This window comes from Escherichia sp. WS1265, assembly GCF_046487585.1.
GTDB classification, from domain to species: domain Bacteria; phylum Pseudomonadota; class Gammaproteobacteria; order Enterobacterales; family Enterobacteriaceae; genus Escherichia; species Escherichia coli.
Window position 1 is genome coordinate 89478 of record NZ_JBJQJE010000013.1, and the last position, 19590, is coordinate 109067.

The following is a 19590-nucleotide window of genomic DNA, read 5'->3' on the forward strand; positions in this document are numbered from 1 at the left end:
TTATTACCGGACAATGAAGGGGTAAAGATGAACACTTCACCGGTGCGAATGGATGATTTACCGCTTAACCGTTTTCACTGTCGAATTGCTGCGCTCACTTTCGGCGCGCACCTGACCGACGGTTATGTTCTCGGCGTCATTGGTTACGCCATTATTCAGCTTACACCCGCCATGCAACTGACGCCGTTTATGGCGGGAATGATTGGCGGCTCGGCGCTACTTGGCCTGTTTATCGGTAGCCTGGTTTTGGGGTGGATCTCCGACCATATTGGTCGGCAAAAAATCTTCACCTTCAGCTTTTTGCTGATTACGCTCGCTTCGTTCTTACAATTTTTTGCCACCACGCCAGAGCATCTTATTGGACTGCGCATTTTGATCGGCATTGGTCTGGGAGGCGATTACTCAGTAGGCCACACCTTGCTGGCTGAATTTTCTCCGCGCCGCCATCGCGGTATTTTGCTGGGCGCATTCAGCGTGGTGTGGACCGTAGGCTATGTGCTGGCAAGTATTGCCGGACATCACTTTATTAGCGAAAGCCCGGAGGCCTGGCGCTGGCTGCTGGCATCGGCAGCTCTGCCCGCATTGTTGATTACGTTATTACGCTGGGGAACGCCAGAATCGCCACGCTGGCTACTGCGGCAGGGGCGTTTTGCAGAAGCTCACGCTATCGTGCATCGCTATTTTGGTCCCCATGTTTTACTGGGCGATGAAGTGGCAACGGCGACCCATAAACACATCAAAACCTTGTTCTCTTCGCGCTACTGGCGGCGCACGGCGTTTAACAGCGTCTTCTTTGTCTGCCTCGTAATCCCATGGTTTGTGATTTATACCTGGCTGCCAACTATCGCCCAGACTATTGGTCTGGAAGATGCGTTGACCGCTAGCCTGATGCTTAATGCGTTGTTAATTGTGGGTGCGCTGCTGGGATTAGTTCTGACGCACCTGCTGGCACATCGCAAATTTTTGCTGGGAAGTTTTTTGCTGCTGGCGGCAACGCTGGTAGTGATGGCTTGTTTGCCTTCCGGCAGTTCATTAACGCTGCTGCTTTTTGTTCTCTTCAGCACCACCATTTCGGCAGTCAGTAATCTGGTGGGCATTTTGCCTGCGGAAAGTTTTCCTACTGACATTCGCTCGCTGGGCGTCGGTTTTGCCACCGCCATGAGTCGGTTGGGGGCGGCGGTAAGTACTGGCCTGCTGCCGTGGGTGCTGGCGCAGTGGGGAATGCAAGTCACCTTAATGCTCCTGGCGGCAGTGTTGTTGGTTGGTTTTGTTGTGACCTGGCTATGGGCACCAGAAACCAAAGCACTCCCGCTGGTGGCGGCGGGAAATGTAGGAGGTGCGAATGAACATTCTGTTAGCGTTTAAAGCCGAACCGGATGCCGGAATGCTGGCGGAAAAAGAGTGGCAGGCGACGGCTCAGGGTAATAGCGGACCGGATGTTTCGCTTCTGCGAAGTTTACTCGGTGCTGATGAACAGGCTGCCGCCGCGCTGCTGTTGGCGCAGAGAAAAAACGGTACGTCGATGTCCTTAACCGCGTTGAGCATGGGGGATGAACGGGCGTTGCACTGGCTGCGCTATCTCATGGCGCTTGGGTTTGAGGAAGCTGTATTGCTGGAGACGGCGGCAGATCTGCGCTTTGCGCCGGAATTTGTCGCTCGCCATATTGCCGAATGGCAGCGTCAGAATCCGCTGGATCTGATAATTACCGGCTGCCAAAGCAGCGAAGGGCAGAATGGGCAAACGCCATTTTTGCTGGCGGAAATGCTGGGCTGGCCCTGCTTCACCCAGGTGGAGCGTTTTACTCTCGACGCGCCGTTTATCACCCTCGAACAGCGTACTGAAAACGGGCTGCGCTGTTGCCGGGTTCGCTTGCCTGCGGTGATTGCCGTGCGTCAGTGCGGTGAAGTGGCCTTGCCAGTACCGGGAATGCGCCAGCGTATGGCGGCGGGGAAAGCAGAAATTATCCGTAAAACTGTTGCTGCCGAATCGCCAGCGATGCAGTGTCTGCAACTGGCAAGAGCAGAGCAACAACGCGGAGCGACGCTGATTGATGGGCAAACGGTAGCAGAAAAAGCGCAAAAGCTATGGCAGGACTATTTACGCCAAAGGATGCAGCCATGAATATCGCAATTGTGACAATAAATCAGGAGAATGCCGCAATAGCGAGCTGGCTGGCAGAACAGGATTTCAGCGGTTGTACCCTGGCACACTGGCATATTGAACCTCAGCCCGTAGTGGCGGAACAGGTGCTGGATGCGCTGGTGGAACAGTGGCAGCGAACGCCAGCGGACGTTGTTCTCTTTCCGCCGGGAACGTTTGGCGATGAACTGTCGACCCGGCTGGCCTGGCGTTTACATGGTGCAAGCATCTGCCAGGTGACTTCGTTAGATATTCCAACCGTAAGCGTGCGCAAATCCCACTGGGGAAATGCGCTAACGGCGACGCTGCAAACAGAAAAACGCCCGCTATGCCTTTCGCTGGCACGTCAGGCGGGAGCAGATAAAAACGCCACGTTGCCCTCTGGTATGCAGCAACTGAACATTGTCCCAGGTGCGCTTCCCGACTGGCTGGTTAGCATAGAAAACCTGAAAAATGTTACCCGCGACCCATTAGCTGAAGCCAGACGGGTGCTGGTGGTGGGGCAGGGCGGAGAGGCAGATAACCAGGAAATCGCTATGCTGGCAGAAAAGCTGGGAGCCGAAGTGGGCTACAGTCGGGCGCGAGTGATGAACGGTGGCGTTGATGCTGAAAAAGTGATTGGTATTTCCGGACATCTGCTGGCACCTGAGGTGTGTATTGTTGTTGGCGCTTCCGGCGCAGCAGCGTTAATGGCGGGCGTACGCAATAGCAAGTTTGTGGTGGCGATTAATCATGACGCCAGCGCAGCGGTATTTTCACAGGCAGATGTTGGCGTGGTTGATGACTGGAAAGTGGTGCTGGAGGCACTGGTGACAAACATTCACGCAGATTGCCAATAACGTGTTGCCGGATGATCCTGCCTACGGTTCTGGGCTGGGGACTTGTAGGCCTGATAAGACGCGTCAAGCGTCGCATCAGGCGCTGAATGTCGGATGTGGCGTGCAGCCTACAAATCACACAAATTCAATTCGTTACGATTATCCCGTCAAAGCAATTTTTTCGCTAGCGTCCAGACCCCGGTATTCGTGGTGGAAAGCGCCACGACACCTGCGTTAATCGCATTACGCGCATCTTCTTCATCGCACACCAGCCCGCCAGCAATCAGCGGTTGGCGGATTTTCTCCGTCACCCAGCCCAGCACTTTGGGCATACAGCCTGGCAGGATCTCAATACAATCCGGATTCGATTGCGCAACTTGCTTATCAATGTTGTGAAACGAAATTGAATCAACAATAAACAGGCGATGAATACAGAAAAAACCTTCCGCTCTTGCTGCTTTCAGCATTGAGGCTTTGGTACTGATAATTCCGTCCGCCTCTGTCACCAGTTTCAAAAACTGAATCACCACTTCTTTATTTGACGCGCCTTCCAGCAAATCAACATGAATAAAAGCATATTTTCCGGCATTTTTAATCTTTTTAACGATTTGACTAATGGTGCAGATATTGCCGTACAACACGGAAATAAACTGGCATTCAGAGTCGATTGCCAGTTGCAGGCTGGCATTATCTTTAACGGCAGCAATCACCGGATTCTGGCGGAGCAGGTGTAAGAGGGGCATAAATTATCCTTATTATTTATCCAAAACGGTAGGTGATGCCGAATCCGGAAGGCGGATAGCGCCACTGTTGTAGTGTTGATTCGTCGCACAGCAAACGGCAGGTGCCACACTCCAGGCAGCCGCGATAATCAACGCGTAAATCACCTTCCGGTGTGAGCGAAAAAAGACCAGCCGGACAAGCGTTAATCAACCGTTGTACCGTCTGGCGCTCAACGGAGTCAGCCGGAACAATGTGCGGCGCATCGGCAACGCGCCAGAGATTACGGGCTACAGACATCGCAGACTCCTGATAACATCGCCCGCCAGATGCCACAGGCCGTGACGACGTAAATGACGCCAGAATAACTGGCGCAGCGGCGGAACAGGTTTATCACCCTGATCCCATAAATCACGGGAAATATCCTGCATTAACGCAGGCCACGCCCGATACCAGCCAGGTCGTTGCAAAAGCGCCGGAACATGCTGATAACGTTGTAGAACATCCCATAGCAGGCTGCGCTCGACGTTGTGATGATAAAGCGGAAACAGATTTTGCGGCTCGCGGTGCAGGCAGGCGCTTATCAGCGTTTGTGCCGCCGCCTGTGCGCCAGCCAGCGCCATATCCATACCGCGCACGGAAATTCCGGTATTGACGCAACTGCGCAACGCATCGCCCACCAGCAGCCAGCCGTTACCGGCGTATTGCACTGGCATACTGTGCAAGCCACCTTCTGGCACCAGATGCGCACCATACTCCAGTGATTCCGTGTTTTTGATAAGCGGGTGCACTGCCGGATGCGTTTTAAAGCGAGCCAGCAGCTCGCTTGCCGGAACACGACTTTGCGTAAGTGAAGAGAGCGGGCAAACAATCCCTAACGAGAGCGTTTGTTGATTAGTATAAAGAAATGCGCCGCCGGGTAAGTCATCACAGATTCCGCCGCTGAACAGCAACGCTGCGCCTTCGTTATTCTCCAGATGAAAACGTTCTTCAATAGCGGATGTTTCCAGCGCCAGCACTTCTTTGATCCCCAACGCCATCGCTTCGCCAGCAGGACGAGTCACTAACCCGTGACGCTCAGCCAGGACGCTGTTGGCACCTTCTGCCAGCACCACATAACGGGCGCGGAGAATATCGTCACCACAAATGACACCACACACCCTGCCGTTTTCTTCATACAGCGCATCCACCGTCGCACCAGGGATGCATTCGACACCTTCTTTTTCGGCTTCGGCAACCAGCCACGGATCGAACCGTGCACGTAATACGCTCCAGGATTCTCCGCCGGGCTGTAAGCTGGAAAACGTCGTTGCGCCATCCGGCGTTAACAGGGAAAGGCTTTCGTGAGTGATGCGTCGTTCAAGAGGCGCGGTCAGATGAAATTGCGGGAGGAGTTCCGCGAGCGCATGGGTGTATAAACGCCCGCCAGAAAGATTTTTGCTGCCAGGGGTTTCAGCACGTTCCAGTAACAGAACGGATAAACCTGCCCGCGCGCAGCGTAACGCACAAGCGGTGCCCGCAATGCCGGCACCGATAATAATAATGTCGCAGTCGTCTTCCATGTCGTGCCCCATATATCCAGAGCGCAACACCCTAACATAGCGTTACTTAAGGGAAATTGACCGCCGACACACTCTTATCATTCGCCGCGATAGATGCAACCTGCGGTGCAGGTTTCTTTCACCATAACCGCACTTAACAGCGGAACAACCGGTTTAACCTGATCCCAAATCCATTTTGCTAAAACTTCGCTGGTTGGGTTTTCCAGACCTGGAATATCATTGAGATAATGGTGATCGAGGCGCTCATAAGTTGGCTTAAACGCCGCTTTCAGTTCAGCGAAATCGATAATCCAGCCCGTATGCGGATCGACTTCCCCGGTAATTTCCAGTCGCACCATAAAGGAATGCCCGTGCAGGCGACCACATTTATGCCCTTCCGGGACGTGTGGTAAGCGGTGAGCGGCTTCGAAGGTGAAATCTTTAAATAACGTGGTGGACATCATAATTTCTCTACAGGACGATAAAACCGCCGTAGAGTACCGGAAAGGCTGTTTTTTCGCATTATCTAAAACGACTTTGTTGCGCAAAATCGCTAATTTATCTTAATGATTGGCTAATTTCATTTGTTTTTCATTGGGTTGGTTAATCTGTTTTGTTGTTAAAGACTATTGCTAAAACAGGTTAGTCGATTTGGTTATTAGTTATCGCTATCCCGTCTTTAATCCACACCGTTCACCCCGTTAACCTTACCTTCTCTTCTGTTTTATGGGCGCTGACAGGGCGCAGAAACAGCTTTGCTTACTGGAACATAACGACGCATGACGACACAGGTCCCACCTTCCGCGTTGCTTCCGTTGAACCCGGAGCAACTGGCACGCCTTCAGGCGGCCACGACCGATTTAACTCCCACCCAGCTTGCCTGGGTTTCTGGCTATTTCTGGGGCGTACTCAACCAGCAGCCTGCAGCGCTTGCAGCGACGCCTGCGCCCGCCGCAGAAATGCCGGGTATAACTATTATCTCCGCTTCGCAAACCGGCAATGCGCGCCGGGTTGCTGAAGCATTACGCGATGATTTATTAGCGGCAAAACTGAACGTTAAGCTGGTGAACGCGGGCGACTATAAATTCAAACAAATCGCCAGCGAAAAACTGCTCATCGTGGTGACGTCAACGCAAGGGGAAGGGGAACCGCCGGAAGAAGCCGTCGCGCTGCATAAGTTCCTGTTCTCCAAAAAAGCGCCAAAGCTGGAAAACACTGCATTTGCCGTGTTTAGCCTCGGCGATAGCTCTTATGAATTTTTCTGCCAGTCCGGGAAAGATTTTGACAGCAAGCTGGCGGAACTGGGCGGTGAACGCCTGCTCGACCGTGTCGATGCCGACGTTGAATACCAGGCTGCTGCCAGCGAGTGGCGCGCCCGCGTGGTTGATGTTCTGAAGTCCCGTGCGCCTGTCGCGGCACCTTCGCAATCCGTCGCTACTGGCGCGGTAAATGAAATCCACACCAGCCCGTACAGCAAAGACGCGCCGCTGGTGGCGAGCCTTTCGGTTAACCAGAAAATTACCGGGCGTAACTCTGAAAAAGACGTTCGCCATATCGAAATTGACTTAGGTGACTCTGGCCTGCGTTATCAGCCGGGTGACGCGCTGGGCATCTGGTATCAGAACGATCCGGCACTGGTGAAAGAACTTGTCGAACTGCTGTGGCTGAAAGGCGATGAACCTGTCACCGTTGAGGGCAAAACGCTGACCCTGAGCGAAGCGCTCCAGTGGCACTTTGAACTCACCGTCAACACCGCGAATATTGTTGAGAACTACGCCACGCTTACCCGCAGCGAAACGCTGCTGCCGCTGGTGGGCGATAAAGCGAAGTTACAGCATTACGCCGCGACCACGCCGATTGTTGACATGGTGCGTTTCTCTCCGGCGCAACTGGATGCCGAAGCGCTGATTAACCTGCTGCGCCCGCTGACCCCGCGCCTGTATTCCATCGCCTCCTCGCAGGCGGAAGTCGAGAACGAAGTACATGTCACCGTTGGTGTGGTGCGTTACGACGTGGAAGGCCGAGCCCGTGCCGGTGGTGCCTCCAGCTTCCTCGCGGATCGCGTGGAAGAAGAGGGCGAAGTCCGCGTCTTTATCGAACATAACGATAACTTCCGCCTGCCAGCCAACCCGGAAACCCCGGTGATTATGATTGGCCCAGGCACCGGCATCGCGCCGTTCCGCGCCTTTATGCAGCAACGCGCCGCTGACGAAGCGCCAGGTAAAAACTGGCTGTTCTTTGGCAACCCGCACTTTACGGAAGATTTCCTCTACCAGGTGGAGTGGCAGCGCTACGTGAAAGAAGGCGTATTGAGCCGCATCGATCTTGCCTGGTCGCGCGACCAAAAAGAAAAAGTTTATGTACAAGACAAACTGCGCGAACAGGGCGCGGAGCTGTGGCGCTGGATCAATGACGGTGCCCACATTTATGTCTGCGGCGACGCTAATCGCATGGCGAAAGACGTTGAGCAGGCACTTCTGGAAGTGATTGCCGAATTTGGTGGCATGGACACCGAAGCGGCGGATGAATTTTTAAGTGAGCTGCGCGTAGAGCGCCGTTATCAGCGAGATGTCTACTAATGAGCGAAAAACATCCAGGGCCTTTAGTGGTCGAAGGAAAACTGACAGACGCCGAGCGCATGAAGCTTGAAAGCAACTACCTGCGCGGCACCATTGCGGAAGATTTAAACGACGGTCTGACCGGCGGCTTTAAGGGCGATAACTTCCTGCTGATCCGCTTCCACGGCATGTATCAGCAGGATGACCGCGACATCCGCGCCGAACGTGCTGAACAGAAGCTGGAGCCACGTCATGCAATGCTGTTGCGCTGTCGTCTGCCGGGTGGGGTGATTACCACCAAACAGTGGCAGGCGATCGATAAATTTGCCGGTGAAAACACCATCTATGGCAGCATTCGCCTGACCAACCGCCAGACGTTCCAGTTCCACGGCATTCTGAAAAAGAACGTCAAACCGGTGCACCAGATGCTGCACTCGGTCGGTCTTGATGCGCTGGCGACCGCCAACGATATGAACCGTAACGTGCTGTGCACTTCGAACCCTTACGAGTCGCAGTTGCACGCGGAAGCATATGAATGGGCGAAGAAAATCTCTGAACATCTGCTGCCACGTACCCGCGCGTATGCGGAGATCTGGCTCGATCAGGAAAAAGTCGCCACTACTGATGAAGAGCCGATCCTTGGTCAGACCTACCTGCCGCGTAAGTTCAAAACCACGGTAGTGATCCCGCCGCAGAACGATATCGATCTGCACGCCAACGACATGAACTTCGTGGCGATCGCCGAAAACGGCAAGCTGGTGGGCTTTAACCTGCTGGTGGGCGGTGGGCTTTCCATCGAGCACGGCAACAAGAAAACCTATGCCCGCACGGCGAGTGAGTTTGGTTATCTGCCGCTGGAGCATACGCTGGCGGTGGCAGAAGCCGTCGTGACGACTCAGCGCGACTGGGGTAACCGAACCGATCGTAAAAATGCCAAAACCAAATACACGCTGGAGCGCGTAGGGGTTGAGACGTTTAAAGCGGAAGTTGAACGTCGCGCGGGGATCAAATTTGAACCGATCCGCCCGTATGAGTTCACCGGACGCGGCGATCGTATTGGCTGGGTTAAGGGCATTGATGATAACTGGCATCTGACGCTGTTTATCGAAAATGGTCGTATCCTTGATTATCCTGGGCGTCCGCTGAAAACCGGCCTGCTGGAGATCGCGAAGATCCACAAAGGTGATTTCCGCATTACGGCGAACCAGAATCTGATCATCGCCGGAGTGCCGGAAAGCGAGAAAGCGAAGATCGATAAGATCGCCAAAGAAAGCGGGTTAATGAATGCCGTCACGCCGCAACGTGAAAACTCAATGGCCTGCGTGTCATTCCCGACTTGCCCGCTGGCGATGGCGGAAGCGGAGCGTTTCCTGCCGTCTTTTATCGACAACATCGATAATTTAATGGCGAAACATGGTGTCAGCGATGAGCATATCGTGATGCGTGTAACAGGCTGCCCGAACGGTTGTGGTCGCGCGATGCTGGCGGAAGTGGGTCTGGTGGGGAAAGCGCCGGGTCGCTACAACCTGCATCTTGGCGGCAACCGCATTGGGACACGTATCCCACGGATGTATAAAGAAAACATCACCGAGCCGGAAATCCTGGCGTCGCTTGATGAACTGATAGGGCGCTGGGCGAAAGAGCGCGAAGCGGGTGAAGGCTTCGGCGACTTTACGGTGCGTGCGGGCATCATTCGCCCGGTGCTCGATCCGGCGCGCGATTTGTGGGATTAACCATCAGCCCGGTCTTGTAGGCCTGATAAGACGCGTGAGCGTCGCATCAGGCAAGGCAAACAGTGAGGAATCTATGTCCAAACTCGATCTAAACGCCCTGAACGAACTGCCGAAGGTAGATCGCATTCTGGCGCTGGCAGAAACTAACGCCGAACTGGAAAAACTGGATGCTGAAGGCCGCGTTGCCTGGGCGCTGGATAATCTGCCCGGTGAATATGTACTTTCTTCCAGTTTCGGCATTCAGGCGGCGGTGAGCCTGCATCTGGTGAATCAGATTCACCCGGATATCCCGGTGATCCTGACCGATACGGGTTATCTGTTCCCGGAAACCTACCGCTTTATTGACGAGTTAACGGACAAACTCAAGCTCAACCTGAAAGTGTACCGCGCTACCGAAAGCGCCGCCTGGCAGGAAGCGCGCTACGGCAAACTGTGGGAGCAGGGCGTTGAAGGCATTGAAAAGTACAATGACATCAACAAAGTCGAACCGATGAACCGGGCGCTGAAAGAACTTAACGCGCAAACCTGGTTTGCTGGCCTGCGCCGTGAACAATCCGGCAGCCGCGCCAATTTACCGGTGCTGGCAATTCAGCGTGGCGTATTTAAAGTGCTGCCGATTATCGACTGGGATAACCGAACTATTTATCAGTACCTGCAAAAACATGGCCTGAAATATCACCCATTATGGGACGAAGGATATTTATCGGTGGGCGATACCCATACAACCCGTAAATGGGAACCCGGCATGGCGGAAGAAGAAACGCGTTTCTTTGGCTTAAAAAGGGAATGTGGGTTACACGAAGGGTAAATATTGCCGGATAAATTAAACGCCTCTGTCAGAAATGATGGGGGCGTTTTTATTTTGCGAGCAGCATTCCGGCATTTAAAGGTGAACATCGCAGGGAGAATTAACAGGTATAGAATGGAGTTGGGTGCTTGAGGCTGTCTGGCGTTAAGCATTCGCGAGGTTCCAGATGGACAAAAGCCCCAGGCGATATTTCTATCAACCTGAGGCCAGCGTTCGAACCTAAGCAATTCGAATGTTAGTCTCTTCTTTGCAGGGAGGCAAGACATGCTGACAAAATATGCCCTTGTGGCAATCATCGTACTGTGTTGTACAGTACTGGGATTCACGCTGATGGTAGGCGACTCGTTGTGTGAGTTGAGTATCAGAGAACGTGGTATGGAGTTTAAGGCAGTTCTCGCTTACGAATCGAAGAAGTAGCCACCACGCGGGGGTAAAACCCCGCGTATTGAATTGTTAAAGTTTGGCCTCCTGCACCCCTTTTTTATACTCTGTTTCTGGTGGCATTGATTTCCTGCAGGCAAGGGAGTAATCATTTCAAACCCATCAAGACGCCTTCGCCAGCTCCTTCACCAGCGGTAGCATTATCCGCATAACATCACGGCAGCGACGTTCTATTCTTCCTGGAAGTGCCTTATCAATATGTTGTTGATTATCCAGTCTTACGTCATGCCAGCTATTTCCCGCAGGGAATGCTGCTGTTTTTGCGCGTTGCTGATAACCATCCTTATTCCCAAGATTCCAATTTGTTGCTTCTACCGAAAGTACGGCAATACCGGCTTTGTCGAAAACTTCGGCGTCATTACAACAGCCAGTACCCTTCGGATAATTTTTATTCAAACCCGGATTGGTCGTTGCGGCAATTCCATGACTACGCGCAATTGCCAGTGCCCTGTCGCGCGTTAATTTCCTTACTGCTTCAGGGGTTTTTACACCACTGTTGAAATACAATTTATCGCCAACAATTAAGTTATCGAGATTAATCACCAGCAGCGTATTTTTCTTTTCGGTGTCACTCATCCGCTTGAGTAAATTCTCAGCACCTAATTTCCCTTCCTCTTCACCACTGGTCGCCACAAATCGAATACCATACTCGGTAGGCGTATTTTTCAGGCGTTCTGCCAGTTCCAGCATGACACCTAAACCTGCGGCATTATCATCCATTCCTTGTAACGTCAGCCCGCCGAGATTGGCATCGGCGTCAGCATCGCTCAGCGGGGCGTAAGTATCCAGATGCGCCATAATGATGATCTGCTGCGGCGCTTTGCCTTCATGAGCGGCAATCACCGTACTTCCCGTCACGTTATGCCAGCTCTTGCGATTATCGCGGGCGGTATAAATATACCGACTATTAAATGTCCGAATATCACTGCGATAACCCATTTGCTGAAACTGTTGGCGAATATAATCGGCAGATAACATTTCTGCAGGAGTTCCGGTCATGCGTCCCGGAAAGAAAGTAGCAATATGTCGTGCCTGGGTATTAGCAAAATCGCCAGGTTTAGGTGACGAGGCGTGTACGGGGAGAATAAAGCATACGCCGAGCGCCAGGGCAGCGGTACGGTGGCGCAATGCGGAAAACATAGTGAGTCCTTAAATACCATGCAAATTTTTTTACCGCCATAGTATGAAACTGCCGCTGCGCTAAAACAATTTCAAATCTTCCTAAACGCCCGAAATCCGGTGCCTTAAGCACTTTTTGATATTAGCTTTGCCAAATCGTTATTCCGTTAAGGAACTACTCATTCTAATTGGTAATTTCATTCGTTCTCTTACGCTCCCTATAGTCGAAACATCTGATGGCAAGAAAATAGCGGTATTGCAAAGGAACGGTTATGGATCAAAAACGACTTACTCACCTGCGGCAACTGGAGGCGGAAAGCATCCACATTATTCGCGAGGTGGCGGCAGAATTCTCAAATCCGGTGATGCTCTACTCTATCGGTAAAGATTCCAGCGTCATGTTGCATCTGGCGCGCAAGGCGTTTTATCCAGGTACGCTGCCTTTCCCGTTGCTGCATGTCGATACCGGCTGGAAATTCCGCGAGATGTATGAGTTCCGCGATCGTACGGCGAAAGCCTACGGCTGCGAGCTGCTGGTGCATAAAAACCCGGAAGGCGTGGCGATGGGGATTAATCCATTCGTGCACGGCAGCGCGAAACATACCGATATTATGAAAACTGAAGGCCTGAAACAGGCGCTGAACAAATACGGTTTTGATGCCGCCTTCGGTGGTGCGCGCCGTGACGAAGAGAAATCCCGCGCTAAAGAGCGAATTTACTCTTTCCGTGACCGCTTCCATCGCTGGGATCCGAAAAATCAGCGCCCGGAGCTGTGGCACAACTACAACGGGCAAATTAACAAAGGCGAAAGCATCCGCGTCTTCCCGCTCTCTAACTGGACCGAGCAGGATATCTGGCAATACATCTGGCTGGAAAATATCGACATTGTGCCGCTGTATCTCGCTGCGGAACGTCCGGTTCTGGAACGCGACGGTATGTTGATGATGATTGATGACAACCGTATCGACCTGCAACCGGGCGAAGTGATTAAAAAACGGATGGTGCGTTTCCGTACGCTGGGCTGCTGGCCGCTGACCGGCGCGGTGGAGTCAAATGCACAAACACTGCCGGAGATCATCGAAGAGATGCTGGTTTCCACCACCAGTGAACGTCAGGGCCGCGTGATTGACCGCGACCAGGCGGGGTCTATGGAGCTGAAAAAACGTCAGGGGTATTTTTAAGATGAACACCGCACTAGCACAACAAATCGCCAATGAAGGCGGCGTCGAAGCCTGGATGATTGCGCAACAACATAAAAGCCTGCTGCGTTTTCTGACCTGTGGTAGCGTCGATGACGGCAAAAGTACCCTGATTGGTCGCCTGCTGCACGATACCCGCCAAATCTACGAAGATCAGCTCTCATCGCTGCATAACGACAGTAAACGTCACGGCACCCAGGGCGAAAAACTGGATCTGGCACTGCTGGTGGACGGCCTGCAAGCTGAGCGCGAACAGGGCATCACCATTGACGTGGCTTACCGTTATTTCTCTACCGAGAAGCGCAAATTTATTATCGCCGACACCCCTGGGCACGAGCAGTACACCCGCAATATGGCGACCGGCGCATCGACATGCGAACTGGCGATCTTACTGATCGACGCCCGTAAAGGCGTGCTCGATCAAACCCGTCGTCACAGTTTTATCTCCACACTGTTGGGGATCAAACATCTGGTCGTGGCGATCAACAAAATGGATCTGGTGGGTTACAGTGAAGAGACGTTCACCCGTATTCGCGAAGATTATCTGACGTTTGCCGGGCAGCTGCCGGGTAATCTGGATATCCGCTTTGTGCCGCTCTCTGCACTGGAAGGCGACAACGTGGCTTCGCAAAGTGAAAGTATGCCGTGGTACAGCGGTCCGACACTGCTCGAAGTGCTGGAAACCGTGGAGATCCAGCGAGTGGTGGATGCCCAGCCAATGCGCTTCCCGGTGCAGTACGTTAATCGCCCGAATCTCGATTTTCGTGGCTACGCCGGAACGCTGGCATCCGGTCGAGTGGAAGTCGGGCAACGTGTCAAAGTGCTGCCCTCTGGTGTGGAATCAAACGTCGCGCGGATCGTGACTTTTGATGGCGATCGCGAAGAAGCCTTTGCCGAAGAAGCGATCACCCTGGTGCTAACGGATGAGATCGACATCAGCCGTGGCGATCTGCTGCTGGCGGCAGACGAAGCGTTACCGGCTGTGCAGAGCGCGTCGGTGGATGTGGTATGGATGGCGGAACAGCCGCTTTCCCCAGGCCAGAGTTACGACATCAAAATTGCCGGTAAGAAGACGCGTGCTCGTGTTGATGGCATTCGTTATCAGGTTGATATTAATAACCTTACCCAACGCGAAGTTGAAAACCTGCCGCTGAACGGCATCGGCCTGGTGGATCTCACTTTTGACGAGCCACTGGTGTTAGATCGTTATCAGCAAAACCCGGTTACCGGTGGGCTGATTTTTATCGATCGCCTGAGCAATGTGACCGTGGGTGCCGGTATGGTGCACGAGCCAGTTAGCCAGGCAACTGCTGCGCCATCTGAATTCAGTGCATTCGAACTGGAATTGAATGCCCTGGTTCGTCGCCACTTTCCGCACTGGGGCGCGCGCGATTTGCTGGGGGATAAATAATGGCGCTGCATGACGAAAACGTCGTCTGGCATAGCCATCCGGTCACTGTGCAACAACGCGAGCTACACCACGGTCATCGTGGTGTAGTGCTGTGGTTTACCGGCCTCTCCGGGTCCGGTAAATCAACGGTCGCCGGGGCGCTGGAGGAGGCGTTACATAAACTCGGCGTCAGTACGTATCTGCTGGATGGCGACAATGTTCGCCACGGATTATGCAGCGATCTCGGTTTTAGCGATGCCGATCGTAAAGAGAATATCCGTCGCGTCGGTGAAGTGGCGAATTTGATGGTTGAAGCCGGACTGGTGGTGCTGACCGCATTCATCTCGCCACACCGCGCCGAACGCCAGATGGTTCGCGAACGCGTAGGAGAAGGGCGCTTTATCGAAGTGTTTGTCGATACACCGCTGGCGATTTGCGAAGCCCGCGATCCAAAAGGCTTATATAAGAAAGCGCGTGCCGGTGAACTGCGTAACTTTACGGGAATAGATTCTGTTTACGAAGCGCCTGAATCGGCAGAAATTCATCTCAATGGTGAACAATTAGTAACAAATTTGGTACAGCAATTATTAGATCTGTTGAGACAGAACGATATTATCAGATCCTGAGACACCACCGGGTTTCCATGCCCGGTTCGTCAAAGTAACAGGATCAAATATGCGTAATAGCCATAACATTACACTAACAAATAACGACAGCCTTACTGAGGATGAAGAAACCACATGGTCACTGCCTGGTGCCGTGGTCGGTTTTATCTCCTGGTTATTTGCGCTGGCGATGCCGATGTTGATTTATGGCTCTAACACGCTGTTCTTCTTTATCTACACCTGGCCTTTCTTTCTGGCGCTGATGCCCGTCGCGGTAGTGGTGGGGATTGCGCTGCATTCATTGATGGACGGAAAGCTACGCTACAGTATTGTTTTCACCCTGATGACAGTAGGCATTATGTTTGGCGCACTGTTTATGTGGCTACTGGGCTAATTTGTACTTTCTTGTCTCCTCTGTTCATAATTCAAACCGTAACTAATAATGAGATTATGTTCTGCACGCCCTGGGTATACGTAACAATGGACAAATGTGGTACATTTGCCCGCGTTGTCGCGGTATCCCCAACAGAGGATGTAGAGTCGTCTTCGGATGCATGGGATGATGATGCCGTTTTTCAGGGGGCAGGATGGGTAAACTAACGCTGCTGTTGCTGGCTATTCTGGTCTGGCTACAGTATTCGCTGTGGTTCGGTAAGAACGGTATACATGACTATACCCGCGTCAATGATGATGTGGCGGCACAGCAAGCTACAAACGCGAAACTTAAAGCGCGAAACGATCAACTTTTTGCCGAAATTGACGATCTCAATGGCGGCCAGGAGGCGCTCGAAGAGCGTGCGCGTAATGAACTCAGCATGACCAGGCCGGGCGAAACTTTTTATCGTCTGGTGCCTGACGCGTCGAAGCGCGCACAGTCTGCGGGGCAAAACAATCGATAAATCAGCCCGGGAATTAACATGGCAACCACTCATTTGGATGTTTGCGCCGTGGTTCCGGCGGCCGGATTTGGCCGTCGAATGCAAACGGAATGTCCTAAGCAATATCTCTCAATCGGTAATCAAACCATTCTTGAACACTCGGTGCATGCGCTGCTGGCGCATCCCCGGGTGAAACGTGTCGTCATTGCCATAAGTCCTGGCGATAGCCGTTTTGCACAACTTCCTCTGGCGAATCATCCGCAAATCACCGTTGTAGATGGCGGTGATGAGCGTGCCGATTCGGTGCTGGCAGGTCTGAAAGCCGCTGGCGACGCGCAGTGGGTATTGGTGCATGACGCCGCTCGTCCTTGTCTGCATCAGGATGACCTCGCGCGATTGTTGGCGTTGAGCGAAACCAGCCGCACGGGGGGGATCCTCGCCGCACCAGTGCGCGATACGATGAAACGTGCCGAACCGGGCAAAAATGCCATTGCTCATACCGTTGATCGCAACGGCTTATGGCACGCGCTGACGCCGCAATTTTTCCCTCGCGAGCTGTTACATGACTGCCTGACGCGCGCTCTAAATGAAGGCGCTACCATTACCGACGAAGCCTCGGCGCTGGAATATTGCGGATTCCATCCGCAGTTGGTCGAAGGCCGCGCGGATAACATTAAAGTCACGCGACCGGAAGATTTGGCACTGGCCGAGTTTTACCTCACCCGAACCATCCATCAGGAGAATACATAATGCGAATTGGACACGGTTTTGACGTACACGCCTTTGGCGGTGAAGGCCCAATTATCATTGGTGGCGTACGCATTCCTTACGAAAAAGGATTGCTGGCGCATTCTGATGGCGACGTGGCGCTCCATGCGTTGACCGATGCATTGCTTGGCGCGGCGGCGCTGGGGGATATCGGCAAACTGTTCCCGGATACCGATCCGGCATTTAAAGGTGCCGATAGCCGCGAGCTGCTACGCGAAGCCTGGCGTCGTATTCAGGCGAAGGGTTATACCCTTGGCAACGTCGATGTCACTATCATCGCTCAGGCACCGAAGATGTTGCCGCACATTCCACAAATGCGCGTGTTTATTGCCGAAGATCTCGGCTGCCATATGGATGATGTTAACGTGAAAGCCACTACTACGGAAAAACTTGGATTTACCGGACGTGGGGAAGGGATTGCCTGTGAAGCGGTGGCGCTACTCATTAAGGCAACAAAATGATTGAGTTTGATAATCTCACTTACCTCCACGGTAAACCGCAAGGCACCGGGCTGCTGAAAGCCAATCCGGAAGACTTTGTGGTGGTGGAAGATTTGGGCTTTGAGCCTGATGGTGAAGGTGAGCATATTCTGGTTAGAATCCTCAAAAACGGCTGCAATACCCGTTTTGTGGCGGATGCACTGGCAAAATTCCTTAAAATTCATGCCCGTGAAGTCAGCTTCGCTGGGCAAAAAGACAAACATGCTGTTACGGAACAGTGGTTATGCGCTCGCGTGCCGGGCAAGGAAATGCCCGATCTGAGCGCCTTTCAACTGGAAGGCTGCCAGGTGCTGGAGTATGCGCGGCACAAGCGCAAGCTGCGTTTAGGCGCGCTGAAAGGTAACGCCTTTACCCTGGTTCTGCGCGAAGTGAGCAATCGCGATGACGTTGAACAACGTCTGATCGATATTTGCGTAAAAGGCGTGCCTAACTATTTTGGTGCCCAACGTTTTGGGATTGGCGGTAGCAACTTGCAGGGCGCGCTGCGCTGGGCGCAAACCAATACTCCGGTGCGCGATCGCAATAAACGGAGTTTTTGGTTGTCGGCCGCCCGCAGTGCGTTGTTTAATCAGATTGTTGCTGAGCGCCTCAAAAAAGCAGACGTTAATCAAGTTGTTGACGGCGATGCGCTACAATTAGCCGGACGTGGTAGCTGGTTTGTTGCAACCACCGAAGAACTGGCGGAATTACAGCGTCGCGTCAACGATAAAGAGCTGATGATAACCGCCGCATTGCCGGGCAGTGGTGAATGGGGAACTCAGCGTGAAGCGCTGGCATTCGAACAAGCAGCTATCGCCGAAGAAACTGAATTACAAGCCTTACTGGTGCGCGAAAAAGTTGAAGCAGCGCGCAGAGCGATGCTGCTGTATCCGCAACAATTAAGCTGGAACTGGTGGGATGACGTCACCGTAGAAATCCGTTTCTGGCTTCCGGCGGGTAGTTTTGCAACCAGCGTTGTCAGGGAACTTATCAACACAACAGGTGATTATGCGCATATTGCTGAGTAATGATGACGGGGTACATGCACCCGGTATACAAACGCTGGCGAAAGCCTTGCGTGAGTTTGCTGACGTTCAGGTGGTCGCCCCAGATCGTAACCGCAGCGGCGCTTCAAATTCTCTGACACTGGAATCCTCCCTGCGCACGTTTACCTTTGAAAATGGTGATATTGCTGTGCAAATGGGAACCCCGACCGATTGCGTCTATCTTGGCGTGAATGCTCTGATGCGTCCGCGCCCGGACATTGTTGTGTCCGGAATTAACGCCGGGCCGAATCTGGGGGATGATGTTATTTATTCCGGTACGGTAGCCGCCGCGATGGAAGGCCGTCATTTAGGTTTTCCGGCGCTTGCCGTCTCGCTTGACGGGCATAAACATTACGACACTGCCGCGGCGGTAACCTGTTCAATTTTGCGCGCACTGTGTAAAGAGCCGCTGCGCACCGGACGTATTCTTAATATTAACGTTCCGGATTTACCCTTGGATCAAATCAAAGGTATTCGCGTGACGCGCTGCGGTACACGACATCCGGCAGATCAGGTGATCCCGCAGCAAGATCCGCGCGGCAATACGCTGTACTGGATTGGCCCGCCGGGCGGTAAATGTGATGCCGGTCCGGGGACCGATTTTGCTGCGGTAGATGAGGGCTATGTCTCCATCACGCCGCTGCATGTGGATTTAACTGCGCATAGCGCGCAAGATGTGGTTTCAGACTGGTTAAACAGCGTGGGAGTTGGCACGCAATGGTAAGCAGACGCGTACAAGCACTTCTGGATCAATTACGTGCGCAAGGTATTCAGGATGAGCAGGTGCTGAATGCACTTGCCGCCGTGCCGCGTGAAAAATTCGTTGATGAAGCGTTTGAACAAAAAGCCTGGGACAATATCGCCTTGCCGATAGGTCAGGGGCAGACAATTTCGCAGCCGTATATGGTGGCGCGAATGACCGAATTACTCGAGCTGACGCCGCAGTCGCGGGTGCTGGAAATTGGCACCGGTTCGGGATATCAAACGGCAATCCTGGCGCATCTTGTCCAGCATGTTTGCTCGGTCGAACGGATTAAAGGCTTGCAGTGGCAGGCGCGTCGCCGCCTGAAAAATCTTGATTTACATAATGTTTCAACCCGTCATGGCGATGGATGGCAAGGTTGGCAGGCACGTGCGCCGTTTGACGCTATCATTGTTACGGCGGCACCGCCGGAAATTCCAACTGCGCTAATGACGCAGCTGGACGAAGGCGGGATTCTCGTCTTACCCGTAGGGGAGGAGCACCAGTATTTGAAACGGGTGCGTCGTCGGGGAGGCGAATTTATTATCGATACCGTGGAGGCCGTGCGCTTTGTCCCTTTAGTGAAGGGTGAGCTGGCTTAAAAC

The 19590-nt window shown here is 53.1% G+C and carries 22 protein-coding genes; 17 read left to right on the top strand and 5 right to left on the bottom strand.

The window, feature by feature from the left end:
• The first annotated feature begins 27 nt into the window (after positions 1 to 27).
• Genes ACJHX3_RS14325 through ACJHX3_RS14335 form a run of 3 tightly spaced genes read left to right on the top strand, consistent with a single transcriptional unit; the run spans position 28 to position 2979 of the window.
• Positions 28 to 1365, top strand: coding sequence for an MFS transporter (locus ACJHX3_RS14325; protein WP_001098096.1), 1338 nt, complete (start codon positions 28 to 30; stop codon positions 1363 to 1365).
• The gene (locus ACJHX3_RS14330; protein WP_094321846.1) at positions 1343 to 2122 is read left to right on the top strand and encodes an electron transfer flavoprotein subunit beta/FixA family protein; all 780 of its coding nucleotides are present in this window, start codon (positions 1343 to 1345) and stop codon (positions 2120 to 2122) included. The genes ACJHX3_RS14325 and ACJHX3_RS14330 overlap by 23 nt, the downstream gene beginning before the upstream one ends.
• Positions 2119 to 2979, top strand: a complete 861-nt coding sequence (locus ACJHX3_RS14335) for an electron transfer flavoprotein subunit alpha/FixB family protein (RefSeq protein ID WP_001469275.1) — start codon at positions 2119 to 2121, stop codon at positions 2977 to 2979. The genes ACJHX3_RS14330 and ACJHX3_RS14335 overlap by 4 nt, the downstream gene beginning before the upstream one ends.
• A 146-nt stretch (positions 2980 to 3125) precedes the next feature.
• Here the strand turns inward: ACJHX3_RS14335 and ACJHX3_RS14340 are convergent, their stop codons facing one another.
• From ACJHX3_RS14340 to queD, 4 genes are all read right to left on the bottom strand, one after another.
• A complete protein-coding gene (locus tag ACJHX3_RS14340; RefSeq protein ID WP_001130278.1) occupies positions 3126 to 3701 on the bottom strand; it encodes a glycerol-3-phosphate responsive antiterminator in 576 nt (191 codons plus the stop codon).
• Positions 3702 to 3717: 16 nt separating this feature from the next.
• Positions 3718 to 3978, bottom strand: a complete 261-nt coding sequence (locus tag ACJHX3_RS14345) for a ferredoxin family protein (RefSeq protein ID WP_000109536.1) — start codon at positions 3976 to 3978, stop codon at positions 3718 to 3720.
• Positions 3969 to 5240 (bottom strand): FAD-dependent oxidoreductase, encoded by a 1272-nt coding sequence (locus ACJHX3_RS14350; RefSeq protein ID WP_001469274.1) that lies wholly within the window; start codon positions 5238 to 5240, stop codon positions 3969 to 3971. The genes ACJHX3_RS14345 and ACJHX3_RS14350 overlap by 10 nt, the downstream gene beginning before the upstream one ends.
• A gap of 77 nt (positions 5241 to 5317) precedes the next feature.
• Entirely contained in the window at positions 5318 to 5680 is a 363-nt protein-coding gene (gene queD, locus ACJHX3_RS14355; RefSeq protein WP_000108294.1) for a 6-carboxytetrahydropterin synthase QueD, read from the bottom strand.
• A gap of 318 nt (positions 5681 to 5998) precedes the next feature.
• Here queD and cysJ point away from each other — a divergent pair, with 318 nt between their 5' ends.
• The 4 genes from cysJ to ACJHX3_RS14375 all read left to right on the top strand — a co-directional run bounded on the left by cysJ (position 5999) and on the right by ACJHX3_RS14375 (position 10735).
• On the top strand, positions 5999 to 7798 hold the full coding sequence (gene cysJ, locus ACJHX3_RS14360; protein WP_000211924.1) for an NADPH-dependent assimilatory sulfite reductase flavoprotein subunit: 1800 nt from the start codon (positions 5999 to 6001) through the stop codon (positions 7796 to 7798).
• Positions 7798 to 9510: an assimilatory sulfite reductase (NADPH) hemoprotein subunit gene (gene cysI, locus ACJHX3_RS14365; RefSeq protein WP_001290701.1), complete on the top strand. Its 1713-nt coding sequence runs from the start codon at positions 7798 to 7800 to the stop codon at positions 9508 to 9510. The genes cysJ and cysI overlap by 1 nt, the downstream gene beginning before the upstream one ends.
• 73 nt (positions 9511 to 9583) lie before the next feature.
• Entirely contained in the window at positions 9584 to 10318 is a 735-nt protein-coding gene (gene cysH, locus ACJHX3_RS14370) for a phosphoadenosine phosphosulfate reductase (protein WP_000039841.1), read from the top strand.
• A gap of 264 nt (positions 10319 to 10582) precedes the next feature.
• Positions 10583 to 10735 (top strand): Hok/Gef family protein, encoded by a 153-nt coding sequence (locus ACJHX3_RS14375; protein ID WP_000956458.1) that lies wholly within the window; start codon positions 10583 to 10585, stop codon positions 10733 to 10735.
• A 126-nt stretch (positions 10736 to 10861) separates the two neighbouring features.
• Here the strand turns inward: ACJHX3_RS14375 and iap are convergent, their stop codons facing one another.
• Entirely contained in the window at positions 10862 to 11899 is a 1038-nt protein-coding gene (gene iap / locus ACJHX3_RS14380; RefSeq protein WP_000490430.1) for an alkaline phosphatase isozyme conversion aminopeptidase, read from the bottom strand.
• 251 nt (positions 11900 to 12150) lie between these two features.
• Here iap and cysD point away from each other — a divergent pair, with 251 nt between their 5' ends.
• The 10 genes from cysD to pcm all read left to right on the top strand — a co-directional run bounded on the left by cysD (position 12151) and on the right by pcm (position 19587).
• Complete coding sequence (cysD, locus tag ACJHX3_RS14385; RefSeq protein WP_000372392.1) at positions 12151 to 13059, top strand: sulfate adenylyltransferase subunit CysD; 909 nt, start codon at positions 12151 to 12153, stop codon at positions 13057 to 13059.
• Position 13060: 1 nt separating this feature from the next.
• Positions 13061 to 14488, top strand: a complete 1428-nt coding sequence (cysN, locus tag ACJHX3_RS14390) for a sulfate adenylyltransferase subunit CysN (RefSeq protein ID WP_001090390.1) — start codon at positions 13061 to 13063, stop codon at positions 14486 to 14488.
• The gene (cysC, locus tag ACJHX3_RS14395) at positions 14488 to 15093 is read left to right on the top strand and encodes an adenylyl-sulfate kinase (RefSeq protein WP_001173673.1); all 606 of its coding nucleotides are present in this window, start codon (positions 14488 to 14490) and stop codon (positions 15091 to 15093) included. The genes cysN and cysC overlap by 1 nt, the downstream gene beginning before the upstream one ends.
• Before the next feature lie 49 nt (positions 15094 to 15142).
• Positions 15143 to 15466, top strand: coding sequence for a DUF3561 family protein (locus ACJHX3_RS14400; RefSeq protein ID WP_001246103.1), 324 nt, complete (start codon positions 15143 to 15145; stop codon positions 15464 to 15466).
• 193 nt (positions 15467 to 15659) lie between these two features.
• Positions 15660 to 15971 carry a cell division protein FtsB gene (gene ftsB / locus ACJHX3_RS14405; protein ID WP_000517476.1) on the top strand — a complete coding sequence of 104 codons (312 nt, stop codon included), beginning with the start codon at positions 15660 to 15662 and terminating at the stop codon, positions 15969 to 15971.
• An 18-nt stretch (positions 15972 to 15989) separates the two neighbouring features.
• On the top strand, positions 15990 to 16700 hold the full coding sequence (gene ispD / locus ACJHX3_RS14410) for a 2-C-methyl-D-erythritol 4-phosphate cytidylyltransferase (RefSeq protein WP_000246138.1): 711 nt from the start codon (positions 15990 to 15992) through the stop codon (positions 16698 to 16700).
• Entirely contained in the window at positions 16700 to 17179 is a 480-nt protein-coding gene (gene ispF / locus ACJHX3_RS14415; protein ID WP_001219242.1) for a 2-C-methyl-D-erythritol 2,4-cyclodiphosphate synthase, read from the top strand. The genes ispD and ispF overlap by 1 nt, the downstream gene beginning before the upstream one ends.
• Positions 17176 to 18225: a tRNA pseudouridine(13) synthase TruD gene (gene truD, locus ACJHX3_RS14420; RefSeq protein ID WP_000568922.1), complete on the top strand. Its 1050-nt coding sequence runs from the start codon at positions 17176 to 17178 to the stop codon at positions 18223 to 18225. The genes ispF and truD overlap by 4 nt, the downstream gene beginning before the upstream one ends.
• Positions 18206 to 18967 (top strand): 5'/3'-nucleotidase SurE, encoded by a 762-nt coding sequence (surE, locus tag ACJHX3_RS14425; RefSeq protein WP_001295182.1) that lies wholly within the window; start codon positions 18206 to 18208, stop codon positions 18965 to 18967. The genes truD and surE overlap by 20 nt, the downstream gene beginning before the upstream one ends.
• Positions 18961 to 19587 carry a protein-L-isoaspartate O-methyltransferase gene (gene pcm, locus ACJHX3_RS14430; protein WP_000254708.1) on the top strand — a complete coding sequence of 209 codons (627 nt, stop codon included), beginning with the start codon at positions 18961 to 18963 and terminating at the stop codon, positions 19585 to 19587. Before surE ends, pcm begins: the two co-directional genes overlap by 7 nt.
• Positions 19588 to 19590 lie beyond the last annotated feature (3 nt).